We start from the raw sequence: 14,984 nt of genomic DNA, 5'->3' as shown, positions 1-14,984 counted from the left end.
TGGGGGGAGAGCATGCAGCCTGTTGGGGGAGGAATCAGGCGTGGCGGTGATCTGCTGATCGCCGCGACGGCCGGGATCGTCGCGATCCCGCTCGGCCTGCTCGTCTACGTGCTGATCCGGTGCACCATGGGCGGGCCGGTGTTGTTCCGGCAGACCCGCACCGGCCGGCACGGCAAGGAGTTCGACATCCTCAAGTTCCGCACCATGCGGGAGAAACGTTATGCCGACGAGCCGGACGCACCACGCATAACCCGGCTCGGCCGCCTGCTGCGCACCACAAGCCTCGACGAACTGCCCCAGCTCTGGAACGTCGCCCGTGGGGAGATGGGCGTCATCGGCCCCCGGCCGACCCTGCCCGAGCAGGTCGTCCACTATTCCGACCGCCAGCGCGGCCGGCTCTCCGTCCGCCCCGGCCTCACCGGCTGGGCCCAGGTCAAGGGCCGCAACTCGATCACCTGGCCCGAGCGCATCGAACTCGACCTCTGGTACATCGCCCACCGCTCCCTCCTCCTCGACCTGCGCATCCTGCTGCTCACCGTCAAGGTGCTGCTCCGACCCGCCGGCATCACCGCCGCCGGCGGCGTCAACCCCGGCTTCCCCGCCCCCGCCGAGGCACCCGACCTGGTCGTGGTGCCGCTGATGGCCCCGCGGGAGGCCGAGCAGGCCGCCCCGACCGCCGCCGCCACCCGATGATGGAGCCATGACCGACCAGCTGTGGATCGCCGGCGCCGGGGGCGTCGGCCGCGAGGCACTCGACACCGCACTCGCGGCCGGCGTCCCGGTCGCCGGCTTCCTCGACGACCGGGCCCGCGGCACCGAGGTGCGCGGCCTGAAGGCGATCGCCCCGGAGGACCTGCCGCCCGGCAGCCGCTACCTGGTCGGCATCGCCGACCCGAACGTCCGGCTGCGGCTCACCGCCCTGCTCGACGCGGCGGGCGGCGAGCCCGCCGTGCTCGTCCACCCGCGGGCACTGATCGCCCCGGACACCGAACTCGCCCCCGGCTGCCTGGTGATGGGCGGCGCGTACATCTCCAGCAGCGTCCGCCTCGGTGCGCACAGCCAGGTGCACTACAACGCGACCGTCGGCCACGACGCCGTCCTGGGGGAGCGGGTCACCGTCTACCCGGGCGGCAACGTCTCCGGCTCCGTCCGGCTGGCGGACGGCGCCACCGTCGGCTCCAACGCCGTGGTGCTGCAGGGCCGCACGGTCGGCGCCGGCGCCTTCGTCGGCGCGGCCGCCGTGGTCACCCGGGACATCGCCCCCGGCACCGTCGTCGTCGGCTCCCCGGCCCGCCCGCTCCACCGGCCGGCGGACGGCTGACGAGGGCCCGGCCCGGCTGCGGAGGCTAGGGTCAGGCCATGGCCATCCCGAGCTTTCTCGCCGAACTCCGTGCCCTCGTCGGCACCCGTCCGCTCTGGCTCTCCGGCGTCGCCGCCGTGATCGTCGACGACCGCGGCCGCGTCCTGCTCAACCGCCGCAGCGACAACGGCAGATGGGCGCTGATCGGCGGCATCCTCGACCCGGGCGAGCAGCCCGCCGAGGGCCTCGCCCGGGAGGTGCTGGAGGAGACCGGGGTGCAGGTCGAGCCCGAGCGGCTGACCTCGGTGACCGTCTCCCCGCTGCTGGAGTACCCGAACGGCGACCGCGCCCAGTACCTCGACCTCACCTTCCGCTGCCGACTGCTGGCCGGCGAGCCACGGGTGAACGACGACGAGTCGCTGGAGGTCGGCTGGTTCGCCCCGGACGCGCTGCCCCCGCTGGACGACTACGCCCGGCACCGGCTGGCCCTCGCCCTGGCCGGTGCCGAGCACACCGTCTTCTCCTTCGAACCGCAGGTCAGCAGGAGCTGAACCACTCCGCGGTGCGCTCCAGGCCCTCCCGCAGCGGCACCGGCCGGACGTCCGGGAACAGCTCGCGCAGCCGTCCGTTGTCGGCCTGCGAGTCCCGGACGTCCCCCGCGCGCGGCTCGGTGTGCTCGGTCTCCAGCGGCCGGCCGAGCACCGAGCCCAGCTCGCCGATCAGCTCCATCAGGGTCGTCCGGGTGCCGAACGCCAGGTTCACCGGGTCCGGGTGGACGACCCGGCGCAGTACCGCCTCGGTCAGCACCTGGGCGACCGTGCCGACGTAGGTGAAGTCGCGGCTCTGCCCGCCGTCGCCGTGCACCGTCAGCGGACGGCCGGCCAGCGCCGCGTCCAGGAAGGCCGGCACCACCGCCGCGTACGCGTGCCCGGCAGGCTGCAGCGGGCCGAACACGTTGAAGAACCGCAGCGGCAGCACACCCAGCCCGTAGCAGTGGTGGTAGGCCGCCAGGTACGCCTCGGTGGCCAGCTTGCTCACCGCGTACGGGCTCATCGGGGCGGTGCGCATCGTCTCGCGCTTGGGCAGCTCGCGGTTGGCGCCGTACACCGAGGACGAGGAGGCCGCCGCCACGTACAGGCCGCCCGCGCGGCGGGCCGCCTCCAGCACCTGCAGGGTGCCGGTGGCGTTGGCGTGGTGGCTGGCCAGCGGGTCGGCCACCGACCGGGGGACGGAGGGCAGGGCCGCCAGGTGCACCACCGCGTCGGCGCCCGCGAACGCCTCGTCGAGCAGTGCCGCGTCCAGGATCGTGCCCTGGTGGAAGGCGACGTCCAGGCCCTCCAGATTGGCCTTGTCGCCGGTGGACAGGTCGTCCACCACCCGGACCTCCGCGACCTCGGGACGGGCCAGCAGGGCCCGCGCCAGATTGGCGCCGATGAAGCCGGCTCCGCCGGTGACGACCACGCGCATGCTGGGACTCCCCCCGTTCGGCCGGAGCCTCTCCCCGCCCCGCGCTCCCGGCCGATGCTAGCGGCGGCACCCGCTGCCGGGTGGTCGTTCCATCACAAATGGGGCCGACCGGTCTTGTGCTGGCGGTAGGTCTCCTCGGCCGCGTCCAGCACCGCCGCCAGGTCGCCGCCCGCCGTCGCGGTCACCACCGCCGCCACCGCGCCCTCCACGAACGGGGCGTCCGCGAACCGCACCGGGAAGGGCAGCCCGTGCTCGTCCGCGTCCGCGAGCAGCGCCAGCACCGTGGAGACCGCGCTGCCCATGTCGGACAGCACCGCGACCCCGTGCCCCTGGTCCACCCGCCGGGCCGCCGCCGCCACCAGCACCGCACTGGTGCCCAGACCGTCGGACTGGCTGCCGCCGGTCGCCGCGACCGGCGAAGGGTCCTCGCTGCCGGTCATGGTCAGCGCCAGCTTCCGCACCGCCAGCGCCAGCTCCTGGCTGTGCGAGACCAGTACCACCCCGACCCTGCCGTGCCCGGCCGGCCGGCCGGCCGGGGCACCGACGCGGGCCGCGTCGCGGTCGCGGACCCGGCGCCGGGGGCTGACGGGGCGTCGGAGATCGGGATCACATCGGCGCGCGTACCGGCCCGGCGGTCCATCGGCTGCTCCTGTGGGCTGCGAAGGTCTGGAAGGGCACTGCAGAAGCTGAACGCCCTGAGTGCACCACTCTTGCAGCCCGCCGCGCCCGGACCGGCCAATGGCGGCCGTGTCTACCACAGCGGATGCCGTGCCCGCGGGTGATCCGCCGCATCCACCGCGCTGTCGGCGAACCCGCCCCGCCGGGACGGCCCCGCTGGCTACGCTGGAGGCCGGACGACATCGGGAGGAGCACGGTATGGCGGCCAACACGGTGGCGGGCGCGGAGCACGCCCGGAAGCCCGTCCTGGACCTCGGCGGGGCGGAGTGGCTCTCCAGCAGCCAGGGAGCCGGCGACGTCCAGATCGCCTTCGTCGAGGGCTACATCGCGATGCGGGACGGCCGCAGCCCCGACGGCCCCGCGCTGATCTTCACCCCGGCCGAGTGGCGGGCCTTCGTCCTCGGTGCACGGGACGGCGAGTTCGACCTGACCTGACCCGGCCGGTCGGCACACGGAACGCCGGGCGGACCTCCGGCTGAACCCCCGGTGACGCCCCGGAGGTCACAAATGAATTCTGATGGTCCGAAACTCGTTGACTGCTGGACAAGCAGCGGCCCACAGTATGGAGCAGGCAGACGCCGTGCCGACCGCCCCCACGCGGTCGAGCACGGCGCCCGCTGTGCTACCCGTCACCGGCGCCGGCGACGAGCTCCTCCCGAGGTTTCCCCGCACGCACCTGAGTGCGTCGGCCGGTCCGGGCCCGTGGAAGGGCCGGTCGTCGCCGGGAGGTGTGGCACCGTGCCGAGAGCTACTCGACACCGGTACCGGTGCCCGGGTCATCCGCACGCCCCCACGCGGCGGTGCCCCGGACAGGTCCGCGAGTGCGACGGGCCGGGGCCCCGCGAACCTGGCTTGTGGAGTTGTCGTTCGTACTGCTGCGCCGCCCGCCCGGTGTCCTCGGACGCCGGCTCCGGCGACGGTCGATCAGGTCTGTTCGCACGACGACGTGCTGAGCGAGGGAAAGCGCGCCATGACACGCCTGAACAAGCCGCCCCCCGGTGGGGCGAGCCCACAGCGACTGTCGTGCTGAACCGAACGTAGCCCGGACGGTTGCTCAGAGTCAACATTGGTCTCTGAGCGTCGATGCCCGGCCGGTCACCGCCGTGCGCCCGCGTGCGCCGGAGCACCCGTGCGCGGGCCGGACGGCCGGGGCCCCGTACGATGGTGTCATGTCATTCCTTCGCCGTCGCTCGGGCTCGCCCGCAGGTCCGGACTTCGACGTGCTCGCCATGGATCCGGGCGACTGGCCCGGCCACTTCGGTGCCATGACGATGAACGCCCAGGACGGCTCGTGCCAGGGCATCTTCCTGCGCTACGACCTCTTCGGGGGCCGCGGCCCGGCCATGTTCATCGGCAACCTGCCGGAGGGCTCGCCCGCCCGCGAACCCGAGGACGACGTGCCCTTCGAGGTCCGCCAGCTCCTCGCCGCCCTCGAGAACGACGAGCCGGTGGAGTTCGTCTCCGCCGAGGACTTCCCGGTCATGCTCGGCGACGACCTGCTCATCGTGAAGAAGGTCAAGGTCAGCGAGGAGCGGGTGTTCTGCTCCCAGTTCGGCCGCAGCGACGGCGTGCTGGTCACCATCGCCTCCTGGGACCGCCCCATCGCGGACGACCTCTACCAACTGCTCAAGCCGCTGCCCGCAGAGATGTTCCAGCAGGGCTGAACCGACCGGTACGGGCGCGCTTGACGGTAGCGATCAACGCTTCGTACAGTCGCCGACATGTCATGCCTCCTCCCGCTGCTCACCCGCCGCAGGCATCTGGACCTGCGGCGCGACGCAGGCGGGACCTGTCCGGGCAGATGACCGGGGCCCCGGCCCCCTCGTCGTCCCCGCGGCACCGGGCCGCCACCGGCCGCCCGCGTCCGACCGGGTCGTCGGCCGGCCGTCCCGCCCGCCGCCGCCCCCACCCGGTGCCGTCCGCCGCCCGCCGCGTCCACGCCGACAGCCCGGAGACACCGACATGACCCCAGCACCCACCCCGGTCGACGAGCGCGCCGCCGTCGCCGACGCCCTCGCCCGCCTGCCCCGCGTCGCCGACCTGCTCGCCGCCCGCGCGGAGGAGCACGACCGCGACGGCACCTTCCCGTACCAGGGCGTCGAAGCCGTCCACGAGGCAGGCCTGCTCACCCTCACCGTCGCGCGACGGCACGGCGGCGCGGGCGCCGGCCTCGCCGACACCGTCCACGTCCTGGCCGGCCTCGGCCGAGGCGACGCCTCCGTCGCCGTCCTCGTCGCACACACCCTGCTGCTCCACGCCGAACAGGCCCGCGGCGGCCTCTGGCCCGCCGCCTCCTACCGGCGGGTGCTCACCGAGTCCCGGCGCGGCCCCGCACTGCTCGGCACCCTGCGCTCCGAGCCCGGCGGCCCGGTCGGCGCCCCGCCCGCCACCGTCGCCCACTGGGACGGCGAGGCCTGGGAGTTGACGGGCAGAAAGACCGACTGCAGCGGCGCCGAGGCACTCTCCTGGATGGCCGTGCCCGCCCGCACCGACGAGACCGTCCCCCGGGTCGGCCTCTTCCTCGTCCGCGGGGACAGCCCCGGCCTCGAGATCGACCCGGTCTGGGACCAGCTCGGCCTGCGCGCCAGCGCCGGGCACGACGTGATCCTCGACAAGGTGCGGGTCGCCCCCGAGCACGCCGTCCGGCTCACCCTGCCCGGGCACGCCGACCCCGCACAGCAGGCCGCCGCCGAACTCTCGCGGGCCTGGCACGACCTGGCGCTCTCCGCAGTCCACCTCGGCACCGCACGCGCCGCCCAGGACTGGCTGATCCGCTTCCTGCGGCAGCGCACCCCCGCCAACCTCACCGAACCGCTGGCCGAACTGCCGCGGTACCGCTACGCGCTCGGCGAGATAGAGGCCTCGCTGATCGGCGCCGAAGAAGTGCTCCGCGCGACCGCGGCCGGGATCGACCGCGGCGACCGCGAGGCCGTCGCCCGCAGCGCGGCCGGCCGCCTCATCGCCGGCCGGGCCGCAGGCTCCGCCGTCCAGGAGGCCGTGGCCCTCACCGGCAACCCGGGGCTCAGCCGCCGCCACCCGCTGGAGCGGTACCTGCGCGACGTCCTCAGCAGCCGGATGCACTTCCCCCCGGACGAAGCAGTCCTCGACACCCTCGGCCGCACCGCCCTCGACCGCGGCAACCCCCGCCGTCCCTCGTAACCGAACCCCGCACTGGCCGGCCGGCCGCAAAAGGGGCGCGGGGAACTGCGCGGGACGGAAGGTGCGGCGCCGTTTCTCCCGTTCCGCGCAGTTCCCCGCGCCCCTATGGCGCTTGCCCGTTGCCCCTGGTGGTTACTCCGTTTCCGGTGCTGTCAGCGGGTGCCGACCGCTGCGCGGACCGCGCGGCGGGCCAGTGCTGCGTCGTCGTAGAGGCGGCGGATCATGATGCGCTGTTCCTCGCCCGCGCCCGGGACGTCGTGCAGGCGGATCTCCCGCATCAGCACCATCACCAGGTTGACCAGGAAGGCGTCCCGGGCCAGCGTGCCGCCGGACTGGGCGAGCTGGCTGATCTGGCGGCGGGCCGCGGTGTCCCCGGAGAGCACGCTCCACAGCACCGCCAGGTCGTACCCGGGCAGGTACCAGCCGGCCTCCTCCCAGTCGAGCAGCACCGGGCCGGACGGGGCCAGCAGCAGGTTGCCGAGCAGGGCGTCGCCGTGGCACAGCTGCCAGGGGCTGTTGGCGAGGCCGTGCAGCAGCTGCCGGAGGTCGCCGGCGTCCCGGTCGGTCAGCTGGCCGACCGAGTGGAAGCGCGCGATCTCGAGCTGGTAGTCGAGCGGCTTGCCGAAGACGTCGGTCGGCGGCCGCCACAGGTTGAGGGTCCGGACGGCGCCGAGCACGGCCCGCACCTCGCCCGGGGTGGGCGGGTTCACCGGGTGCCGCTCGCGCGCCGCCGGGCGGCCGGGCACCCGCTCGAGCACCAGCACGCAGCGGTCGTGGTCGGCCGCCACCAGCCGCGGCAGCCGGACCGGCGGGCGGTGCCGGACGAACGCCCGGTAGACGGCGACCTCGTGGTGGAAGCGGGCGATCAGCTGTTCGTCCCTGGCCGCCTGCGGGGCAAGGCACTTGGCGACGACCGGGGCGCGTCCGATGGTGCCGGCGACGAGGATGTGCCGGCTGCCCTCCCGCAGCACCTGGCGGGGGAGGAACGCGGGACATATCCGCGAGACGGCGGCCAGCGCGGCCTTCACGGCGGGCGTCTGGAGCGCGGCGGGGTCGACCCGGTCGACGAAGCCGTCGCCCGTTCGGGTGGTCAGCAGTCGGCCGCCCATGGGGCGGCCGGCCTGGTCGGGCCGGCCGGCGAGCGCGGTGCGGGCCAGGGCGGTGCGGGGGTCGCGCAGCTCGGTGCCCCTCGGCGCGGGCCGGCCGCCGGCCGCGTTGGGGGGCCGCAGCGCGGGGCGGGCCTGGCCCGGGATGTGGCGCGCGCTGCCCGGTTCGAGGGCGGGTGCCGGGCGGGTGCCGGTGCTGGCTGTGGAGTACATGGGCTGGTGAGGGTCCCTTCCTGGCCGACTGCTGTGCCGTCTGTGCCCGTCGCCGGGGGCTTTGCGGTGCCCCTGGCGGGCCGGGCGGCCCCGGGTGGAGTGCGGGCGTCGGGCGCGGAGCGGGCGGGCCTCCTCCGCACCCTGGGGAATGCGGTGTCCGCCTGCCGCGCCGTGCCCGACGCCCCCGCGCCACCCGGCTTCGCCACCCCCTCCGAGGGAGCCCCGGAGGTGTCCGCCCGGAACCGGTCGACCCGGCCCCTGACGGCCCGTCGGGCCGGAACCGTGGACGCTCCGGCCGTTTCCCGGCTCCGAAGTCGGGGTGGCGCCTTCCTACCTGACACCCCGTCGGCACTGGCACACCATGTGGCGTGCCCTGGCGAACCCTGGCGAATGGTCGCGTGGCATGTGACAGAGCCACTACTGTCGAAAACAGCCGAGGAACCTGGGGGCTTCACGTGAGCAAGGGGCCGAACGCCAGACTCGCCGACCTGTTCGCCCTGACCGGATGGTCCAAGGGCGAGCTCGCCAGGCTGGTCAACCGGCGCGGTGCGGCGATGGGGCAGCAGCAGCTGTCGACCGACACCTCGCGGGTCCGGCGCTGGATCGAGCAGGGGGAGATCCCCCGCGATCCGGTGCCGAGGGTGCTCGCCGCCGTGTTCACGGAGCGGCTCGGCCGTGTCGTCACCACTGAGGACCTCGGTCTCGAGCGACACCGGCCCACCAGGGCGGGCACCCCCACGGAGACGGCGGCGGTGGTGCCCTGGCAGCCGGATCGGACAGCGGCGGTCCTCACCGAGTTCACGGGAATGGACCTCATGCTGAACCGACGCGGTCTGGTCGGTGCGGGCGCGGCGCTCGCCGCCGGCACCGTCATCGCCGACAACCTCCACGACTGGCTCACCGGCGACGGTGTGGCGTACGCCGCCGAACGGCCCGGCCCGCGCCACGTGCTCACCCAGGGCGGTGCGCAACCGGTCGTGGACGTGTACGACGCCGGCCCGGTCGGCAACGACGAGGTCTCCGCCCTGGAGCGGTCCGTGGAGGTCTTCCGGGCCTGGGACGCCTCCCGCGGCGGCGGCCTCCAGCGCAAGGCCGTGGTGGGCCAGTTGAACGAGGTCGGCGGAATTCTGACGCATCGCCACAGTCCGGCCGTGGAACGCCGGTTGTGGACGGTTGCGGCCAACCTGGCCGTGCTGGCCGGCTGGATGTCGCACGACGTGGGCCTGGAGCCCACCGCGCAGAAGTACTTCGTGATCGCCGCGCAGGCGGCGAAGGAGGCCGACGATCGTCCGCGGGCCGGTGAGGCGATCTCCCGGGCGGCCCGCCAGATGCTCCATCTCGGCCGGGCCGACGACGCGTTGGAGCTGATGCAGCTCGCCCAGGCCAGCGCGGGGGACCGCGCGCAGCCCCGGACCCGCGCCATGCTGCACACCGTCGAGGCGTGGGCGCAGGCCTCGCTGGGCCGCTCCGAGGCGACCCACCGGGTGCTGGGCGAGGCCGAGGACCTCTTCGTCCAGGAGGCCGGGGAGGCGCCGCCGAGCTGGATGCAACTGTTCAACGAGGCGGAGCTGCACGGCATGCAGGCGCTGGTGTACCGGACGCTCGCCGAGCACGACCCGGGCGCGGTCCGGCTCGCCGAGCACCATGCGCGGCGCGCCATCGACCTGCGTCCGGCCGGCCGGGAGCGCTCCGCCCTGCTCGACCAGATCACGCTGGCCTCGGTGTACTGGATCTCCGGCGAGCCCGATGCGGCGTGCCTGCAGGCCAAGCTGGCGATGAACGCGATCAACCAGACCTCCTCGATGCGCACCTGGGACCGGCTGCGCGAGATGTACCGGCTGGCCGGCCGCTACCGGGGGATGCCGGAGGTGGCGGAGCTGCGCGAGGAGATCGACGCGGTGATGCCGCAGCGGCGGCGCCAGGTCTGACCCGTCCGCCCGGGCCCGGGTCGGTGGGTCCGGGGCGTGCAGGGGTGCGCCCGGGGTTTCCTCGGGTGTCCTCGGTCGTGTCCGCGTGGGTGTGCCTCAGGCCGGGCGCAGCAGCATCCGCAGTGCGGTGGCCCGTCCGTCGGCGCCGATCAGCGGTGCGCCGGTGCAGCGCAGCACGGCCGTGCGGCCGTCGGGGCGGCGTATTCGGAGGGTGGTGGAGCAGGCCTGCCCGTGCACCAGGATGCGGGTGACCAGGCGGCAGAGCTGCGGCCGGTCCTCGGCGTGCAGCAGGGCGGGCAGGGCGTCGAGGGTGAGCGGGCCAAGGCGGCGGTCGCGGCCGAGCAGGCGGAACGCGCCGTCCGACCAGTGCACGCGGTCGGTGAGCAGGTCCCACTCCGCGGCGGCGACGTCTCCCGGGCGGCTCACGGCGGGTGCGGGGCCGGCGGTCAGGCTCATCGGGGCTCGCTGCGGTTCTGAGAGGTGAGGGTACGGCCCGCGGGGGCCGGGGGAGGCCCCGTGGGGGCGGCCTGTCGCACGAGCGTCCCACATTCGCGCGTCCGATGTGGGGGATATGCGGACATCGTCCGTGGATTTTCCAGAGGCATATGCCGGAGCGGCGGGCGCCTCCAGGGCCGCGGCGCCGCCGGCGGGGGCGCCCGACGGCTGTTCTCCGCCGCCGTTCCGTTGCCCTGTGTGCAGATAACGGCCCCAAGCGGTAGCCTTCGGTGATTCCGGCGCCCGGGCGCCTGTCCAGGACCGATCCACCCCCGGCGACGGAAATCCCGTTGCCTCGACGACCGCCGCAACGGATGCTGACCTCATGTTCGAGCCAGTGATAGCGCCCAGTGCCAGTCTCGTCGGCCTCCTGCAGAGAGGCCGCGGCGACGGGCAACTGCATGCCCTGGCAGCCGACCGTGCCGAGGCGATCGACGCCCTGGAGTACTGCGTCACCCACGACCCCCGCGCCGACTGGCAGGTCGAGAACCGCTCCCTCTACTACGCGCGCCTCTACATGGAGCTGGAGGCGCCGCTCACCGGCATCAAGCGTCACCTGCACGCACCCGAGGACGCCGTCGACCAGGACGAGGCCCGCACCGGCCTCGCCCTCTCCGTCCTCGGCCACCTCGCCGCGTACGGCCGCCGCGACGCCCTCGACCTGCTGCGCGGCTACACCGCCGCCGGCTGGAACTGGTCGTGGGCGCTCGACGAGCTGGCCCTACGCGACGACGACCGGGCCCTGCTGCAGATCGCCCCCGCCGTCCTCGACCGCTTCCCGGCAGGCCCGGAGGGCGACGCGAGCCTGCGGGCCGCCATCCGCGGCGCGTACGAACCGCGGCCCTGGCGGCTGTGGGCCGCCCACCACCCGCGGGTCGCCGCAGCCGGCGAGCAGTCACCCTTCGACCTGTGGCAGCGCCAGCTCGACCGCGGCGGCGTCACCCCGGGCTGGAGCACCGCCGACGTGCTCGCCTGGGCCGACCGTCCGGACCCGGCCGCCGCCGGTGCGCCCGACGCCGCTGCCGCCGCCCGCCGGGCGGCCGCTGCCGCCCGCTGCCTCGCCGCCGTCGTCCGGCCCGAGGACCGCGGCGAGGTGCTGAACGCCGCCCGCCACGGCGAGGTCGGCGCCCGCACCGCCGCCCTGCGCTATCTGGTCGACCGCAACGATCCCGCGGCGGCCGGCCTGATCGAGGCCGCTGCCGCCGACGTCGACGAGCGGATCGTCACCGCGGCCCTGGAGGTGCTCGGCCGGATGCGCGGCCCCCAGGCGCTGGCACACGCCCGCCGCTGGGCCGACCCGGCCACCGGCGGCGCCGACAGCGCCCTCGGCGAGGCCGCCGTCCAGTTGCTGGCCGACGCCGGCGAGCCCGCCGACGGGCCGCTGGTGGTGGACGCGCTGCGCCGCTGGATCTCCGTCCGCGGCGTCGAGGGAGCCGGTCTGGCCACCCTGGTCGACGGTGCGGGGCGGCTGGCCGCCGCCGCAGCCGTCCCCGCCCTGCGCCACGTGTACGGGGAGACGGTCTCCTCGGAGCTGCGCGGCCGCGCCGCCCGCGCACTGGCCGCGACCGACCCGCACTTCGCCGAGGGCCCGGCCGTCGAATGCCTGTGGGACTGCGAGGAGTCCACCCGGGAGCTGGCCGCCCGCCATGTCACCACCACGGGTGACGTTCGCGTGCTGGAACGCCTGCGCCGGCTCGCCGCCGACCCGGCGGAGGAGGCCGAGGTGCACGCCGCCGTGCGTGTGCGGCTGACGGCGCGGGAGCGTCCGTAGATCATCGAAGGTTGCGATTCCGGGCAAAACGCCCCCGGGCTTGCGGCATGATGAGCGGGACCTTCGCCAGCACGTCCCCTGGAGCACCGGCGCCATGAACCGATCCCGTCTGCTCGCCCGCGCCGCCGTGCCGCTGGCCGCCGCGGCCTCCGTGCTGGCCCTCGCCGCCCCGGCGCTGGCCCATGTCGAGGTCGAGTCGGCCACCGCCCGGGCCCTCGCGACGGACGCCGTGGTCGCCTTCGACGCCGAGGGGGAGTCGACCACCGCCGGCATCAAGCAGGTCCGGGTCGTGCTGCCGGAGGGCATCGCCCCGTCCGACGTGGCGCTCGTCGAGGCGCCCAAGGGCTGGACGTTCACCCCCTCCGCGGACGGCTTCCAGGTGGCCGGGGCGGCCCTGGCACCCGGGAAGAGCGCCGCCTACAAGGTCAAGGTGCGGCAGCTGCCGGACGCCAGGTCGGTCGCCTTCAAGACGCTGGTCGGTTACTCCGACGGCCGCGTCGACCGCTGGATCGAGCTGCCGCAGGGCACCGCCAAGCCCGACCACCCCGCGCCGGTGCTGAAGCTCGCCGCCGCCGCGCCCGGCGCCAAGCCGCTGCCGGCCTCCCCGTCGGCCTCCGCCACCGTCTCCGCTGCCGCCACCGACGCGCCGCCGCCCTCGCCCGCGCCGAGCCCCGCGAGCTCCTCGGCGAGCCCCGGGGCCACCGCCCCCGTCGCCTCGGACAGGGGCTCGGGCAGCGGCACCGCGACGATCCTCGTGGTGGTCCTCCTTGCCGCAGCGATCGTCGGCGTCGTCCTCTGGCGCCGCCGCGCGGCACCGCACGACTGACGCCGCAGCAGACGGAGGGCCCGGTCCGCAGCGCGGACCGGGCCCTCCGTCTGCTGCCGGGGCGGCTACTCGACGGCGCCCGCGTCCGGCGCGAGCACGCCCGCGGTGACCAGGCCGATGATGACCAGGCCCAGTGCCACCCGGTACACCACGAACGGCATGAAGCTGTTGTGCGAGATGTACTTCAGGAACCAGGCGATCGCCGCATAGCCCACCACGAAGGCGATGGCCGTGGCCAGCAGGGTCGGCCCCCAGGCCGGCGCCGGGCCCTCGCCGATCTTGAACAGCTCCAGCGTGCCGGAGGCCAGCACCGCCGGGATCGCCAGCAGGAACGAGTACCGCGCCGCCGCCTCCCGGCTGTAGCCGAGCAGCAGACCGGCACTGATCGTGCCGCCCGACCGCGAGACGCCCGGGATCAGCGCCAGGGACTGCGCGAAGCCGTACGCCACTGCGTGGGGCAGCGTCAGATCGCTGATGGGGCGGGCATTGCGCACCGCCCGGGAGCGGTCCGCGACCGCCAGGATCAGGCCGAACACGATCAGCGTGGTGCCGATGACCCGCAGATCGCGCAGCGAGGTCTCGATGGTGTCCTGGAAGGCCGCGCCGAAGATGCCGATCGGCAGCGTGCCGACGATGACGAACCAGCCGAGCCGGGCGTTCGGGTCGCTGCGCCGCTCCGGCTTGAACAGGGCCGTCACCCAGGTGCCGACGATGGCCGCGATGTCCTTGCGGAAGTAGATCAGCACCGCCGACTCGGTGCCCAGCTGGGTCACCGCCGTGAACGCCGCCCCGGGATCGTCCCAGCCCAGCAGCGCCGAGAACACCCGCAGGTGCGCGCTGGAGGAGACGGGCAGGAACTCGGTGAGCCCCTGGACGAGGCCGAGCACGGCCGCGTGGAACCAGTCGATCACCGGGCACCCCCCAGGGGCGTCCGTCGGTGGGTGTGCATGGGGGCTGTCCTGTTCCTCGTGATGGCGCGCGTCCGCGCGGGGCGGGACGCAGAAGGGCCGGAGTCCGGGGCCGCCGCTGTCCGGCCGCGCATCGCCGCCATGATCGCCCCCTCCGGCGCAGCTGGAGGATAAGCATTCAAGATGACCAGGATCTGTCTGCAGGGACAACATCCGGTGTCGCGCACGGGTGCCCCGTCGGGGGTGCGGAGAACTGTGCAGTCCGAGGGTGGGCGACATGACGGCATGTCAACCCCGGTCCGACCGCGAGGCTGCGGCATGCTGGCCGGGTCACGGCACCACGGACGGGAGCGATCGGCATGGGCGGACGGCTGGCCGGCAAGGCCGCGGTCATCACGGGAGCGGCCCGCGGCATCGGCCGCGCGACCGCGGAGCTGTTCGCCGACGAGGGCGCCCGGCTCGTCCTCACCGACATCGACGGCCCGGCCGTGGAGTCCCTGTGCACCGAACTCTCCGCCGACGGTGCCGAAGCGGTGCCGGTGGCCGGCGACGTCGCGGAGCCCGCCGACGCCCGGGCGATGATCGAGGCCGCCGTCCGCGCCTACGGTGCGATCGACGTGCTGGTCGCCAACGCCGGCGTCATCCCGCTGAGCACCGTCGCCGAGGCCACCCCCGAGGACTGGGACCGGGTGATGGCCGTCGACGGCCGCGGCATGTTCCTCACCTGCAAGTACGCGATCGAGCGGATGGCCGCCGCCGGCCGAGGCTCGATCGTCTGCCTCTCCTCGATCTCCGGCGTCGCCGGCCAGGCCTCCCAGGCCGTGTACGGCCCCGCCAAGTTCGTCGCCACCGGCCTCACCAAGCACCTGGCCGTCGAGTGCGCACCCCAGGGCATCCGGGTCAACGCCGTCGCCCCCGGCACCATCCGCACCGACCGCGTCCGGCAGCTGCCCGACGAGCCCGGCGGCCCCGAGTACCTGGAGGCGATCGTCGCGCTGCACCCGCTCGGCCGGCTCGGCGAACCGGAGGAGGTCGCCAGCGCCATCCTCTTCCTCGCCTCCGACGAGGCCTCCTTCGTCACCGGTGCGGTCCTGCCGGTCGACGGCGGATACCTGGCCCGGTAGACAGGACTC

The 14,984-nt window shown here is 74.7% G+C and carries 15 protein-coding genes; 10 read left to right on the top strand and 5 right to left on the bottom strand.

Annotated features, from left to right (window positions below; all coding sequences use genetic code 11):
* Nucleotides 1-12: 12 nt before the first annotated feature.
* Genes ACQ614_RS07395 through ACQ614_RS07385 form a run of 3 tightly spaced genes read left to right on the top strand, consistent with a single transcriptional unit; the run spans nt 13 to nt 1,851 of the window.
* A complete protein-coding gene (locus tag ACQ614_RS07395) occupies nt 13-693 on the top strand; it encodes a sugar transferase (RefSeq protein ID WP_431677590.1) in 681 nt (226 codons plus the stop codon).
* Between the two features lie 7 nt (nt 694-700).
* Nucleotides 701-1,321 carry a NeuD/PglB/VioB family sugar acetyltransferase gene (locus tag ACQ614_RS07390; protein WP_431677589.1) on the top strand — a complete coding sequence of 207 codons (621 nt, stop codon included), beginning with the start codon at nt 701-703 and terminating at the stop codon, nt 1,319-1,321.
* Nucleotides 1,322-1,359: 38 nt separating this feature from the next.
* Nucleotides 1,360-1,851, top strand: a complete 492-nt coding sequence (locus ACQ614_RS07385; RefSeq protein WP_431677588.1) for an NUDIX hydrolase — start codon at nt 1,360-1,362, stop codon at nt 1,849-1,851.
* Here the strand turns inward: ACQ614_RS07385 and ACQ614_RS07380 are convergent.
* Nucleotides 1,838-2,767: an NAD-dependent epimerase/dehydratase family protein gene (locus tag ACQ614_RS07380; protein ID WP_363495660.1), complete on the bottom strand. Its 930-nt coding sequence runs from the start codon at nt 2,765-2,767 to the stop codon at nt 1,838-1,840. The two genes, ACQ614_RS07385 and ACQ614_RS07380, sit on opposite strands and share 14 nt — an antisense overlap.
* Nucleotides 2,768-2,859: 92 nt before the next feature.
* On the bottom strand, nt 2,860-3,267 hold the full coding sequence (locus ACQ614_RS07375; protein ID WP_431677587.1) for a PTS-dependent dihydroxyacetone kinase phosphotransferase subunit DhaM: 408 nt from the start codon (nt 3,265-3,267) through the stop codon (nt 2,860-2,862).
* Between the two features lie 376 nt (nt 3,268-3,643).
* Here ACQ614_RS07375 and ACQ614_RS07370 point away from each other — a divergent pair, with 376 nt between their 5' ends.
* The 3 genes from ACQ614_RS07370 (at nt 3,644) to ACQ614_RS07360 (ending at nt 6,604) form a co-directional block, all read left to right on the top strand.
* Nucleotides 3,644-3,880 (top strand): DUF397 domain-containing protein, encoded by a 237-nt coding sequence (locus tag ACQ614_RS07370; RefSeq protein ID WP_431677586.1) that lies wholly within the window; start codon nt 3,644-3,646, stop codon nt 3,878-3,880.
* A gap of 734 nt (nt 3,881-4,614) precedes the next feature.
* Nucleotides 4,615-5,109 carry a hypothetical protein gene (locus tag ACQ614_RS07365; protein ID WP_363495651.1) on the top strand — a complete coding sequence of 165 codons (495 nt, stop codon included), beginning with the start codon at nt 4,615-4,617 and terminating at the stop codon, nt 5,107-5,109.
* A gap of 298 nt (nt 5,110-5,407) precedes the next feature.
* A complete protein-coding gene (locus tag ACQ614_RS07360; protein WP_431677585.1) occupies nt 5,408-6,604 on the top strand; it encodes an acyl-CoA dehydrogenase family protein in 1,197 nt (398 codons plus the stop codon).
* Nucleotides 6,605-6,756: 152 nt separating this feature from the next.
* Here ACQ614_RS07360 and ACQ614_RS07355 read toward each other — a convergent pair whose 3' ends face one another.
* The gene (locus tag ACQ614_RS07355; protein WP_431677584.1) at nt 6,757-7,923 is read right to left on the bottom strand and encodes an aminoglycoside phosphotransferase family protein; all 1,167 of its coding nucleotides are present in this window, start codon (nt 7,921-7,923) and stop codon (nt 6,757-6,759) included.
* Between the two features lie 455 nt (nt 7,924-8,378).
* Here ACQ614_RS07355 and ACQ614_RS07350 point away from each other — a divergent pair, with 455 nt between their 5' ends.
* Complete coding sequence (locus ACQ614_RS07350; RefSeq protein ID WP_431677583.1) at nt 8,379-9,851, top strand: DNA-binding protein NsdB; 1,473 nt, start codon at nt 8,379-8,381, stop codon at nt 9,849-9,851.
* Between the two features lie 96 nt (nt 9,852-9,947).
* Here the strand turns inward: ACQ614_RS07350 and ACQ614_RS07345 are convergent, their stop codons facing one another.
* A complete protein-coding gene (locus ACQ614_RS07345; RefSeq protein ID WP_431677582.1) occupies nt 9,948-10,307 on the bottom strand; it encodes a PAS domain-containing protein in 360 nt (119 codons plus the stop codon).
* A 364-nt stretch (nt 10,308-10,671) separates the two neighbouring features.
* Here ACQ614_RS07345 and ACQ614_RS07340 point away from each other — a divergent pair, with 364 nt between their 5' ends.
* Nucleotides 10,672-12,117 (top strand): HEAT repeat domain-containing protein, encoded by a 1,446-nt coding sequence (locus ACQ614_RS07340; protein ID WP_431677580.1) that lies wholly within the window; start codon nt 10,672-10,674, stop codon nt 12,115-12,117.
* Nucleotides 12,118-12,211: 94 nt separating this feature from the next.
* Entirely contained in the window at nt 12,212-12,943 is a 732-nt protein-coding gene (locus ACQ614_RS07335) for a DUF1775 domain-containing protein (protein WP_431677579.1), read from the top strand.
* A 65-nt stretch (nt 12,944-13,008) separates the two neighbouring features.
* Here ACQ614_RS07335 and ACQ614_RS07330 read toward each other — a convergent pair whose 3' ends face one another.
* Entirely contained in the window at nt 13,009-13,851 is an 843-nt protein-coding gene (locus tag ACQ614_RS07330; protein ID WP_431683849.1) for an undecaprenyl-diphosphate phosphatase, read from the bottom strand.
* Between the two features lie 359 nt (nt 13,852-14,210).
* On the opposite strand from ACQ614_RS07330, the gene ACQ614_RS07325 reads away from it, so the two are divergent.
* Complete coding sequence (locus ACQ614_RS07325; protein WP_431677577.1) at nt 14,211-14,975, top strand: SDR family NAD(P)-dependent oxidoreductase; 765 nt, start codon at nt 14,211-14,213, stop codon at nt 14,973-14,975.
* The last annotated feature ends 9 nt before the right edge of the window (nt 14,976-14,984 follow it).

The organism is Kitasatospora dryopteridis (genome assembly GCF_050749075.1).
Taxonomy (GTDB): domain Bacteria; phylum Actinomycetota; class Actinomycetes; order Streptomycetales; family Streptomycetaceae; genus Kitasatospora.
The sequence above is the reverse complement of the archived record's forward strand: the minus strand, read 5'-3'. Positions and strand labels throughout refer to the sequence as shown.

Excerpts from the sequence above, each read along its gene's own strand:
- ACQ614_RS07360 (WP_431677585.1), top strand. The coding sequence starts at position 5,408 with ATGACCCCAGCACCCACCCCGGTCGACGAGCGCGCCGCCGTCGCCGAC.
- ACQ614_RS07335 (WP_431677579.1), top strand. The coding sequence starts at position 12,212 with ATGAACCGATCCCGTCTGCTCGCCCGCGCCGCCGTGCCGCTGGCCGCC.
- ACQ614_RS07380 (WP_363495660.1), bottom strand. The coding sequence starts at position 2,767 with ATGCGCGTGGTCGTCACCGGCGGAGCCGGCTTCATCGGCGCCAATCTG.
- ACQ614_RS07390 (WP_431677589.1), top strand. The coding sequence starts at position 701 with ATGACCGACCAGCTGTGGATCGCCGGCGCCGGGGGCGTCGGCCGCGAG.
- ACQ614_RS07340 (WP_431677580.1), top strand. The coding sequence starts at position 10,672 with ATGTTCGAGCCAGTGATAGCGCCCAGTGCCAGTCTCGTCGGCCTCCTG.
- ACQ614_RS07370 (WP_431677586.1), top strand. The coding sequence starts at position 3,644 with ATGGCGGCCAACACGGTGGCGGGCGCGGAGCACGCCCGGAAGCCCGTC.
- ACQ614_RS07385 (WP_431677588.1), top strand. The coding sequence starts at position 1,360 with ATGGCCATCCCGAGCTTTCTCGCCGAACTCCGTGCCCTCGTCGGCACC.
- ACQ614_RS07365 (WP_363495651.1), top strand. The coding sequence starts at position 4,615 with ATGTCATTCCTTCGCCGTCGCTCGGGCTCGCCCGCAGGTCCGGACTTC.
- ACQ614_RS07395 (WP_431677590.1), top strand. The coding sequence starts at position 13 with ATGCAGCCTGTTGGGGGAGGAATCAGGCGTGGCGGTGATCTGCTGATC.
- ACQ614_RS07355 (WP_431677584.1), bottom strand. The coding sequence starts at position 7,923 with ATGTACTCCACAGCCAGCACCGGCACCCGCCCGGCACCCGCCCTCGAA.
- ACQ614_RS07345 (WP_431677582.1), bottom strand. The coding sequence starts at position 10,307 with ATGAGCCTGACCGCCGGCCCCGCACCCGCCGTGAGCCGCCCGGGAGAC.
- ACQ614_RS07325 (WP_431677577.1), top strand. The coding sequence starts at position 14,211 with ATGGGCGGACGGCTGGCCGGCAAGGCCGCGGTCATCACGGGAGCGGCC.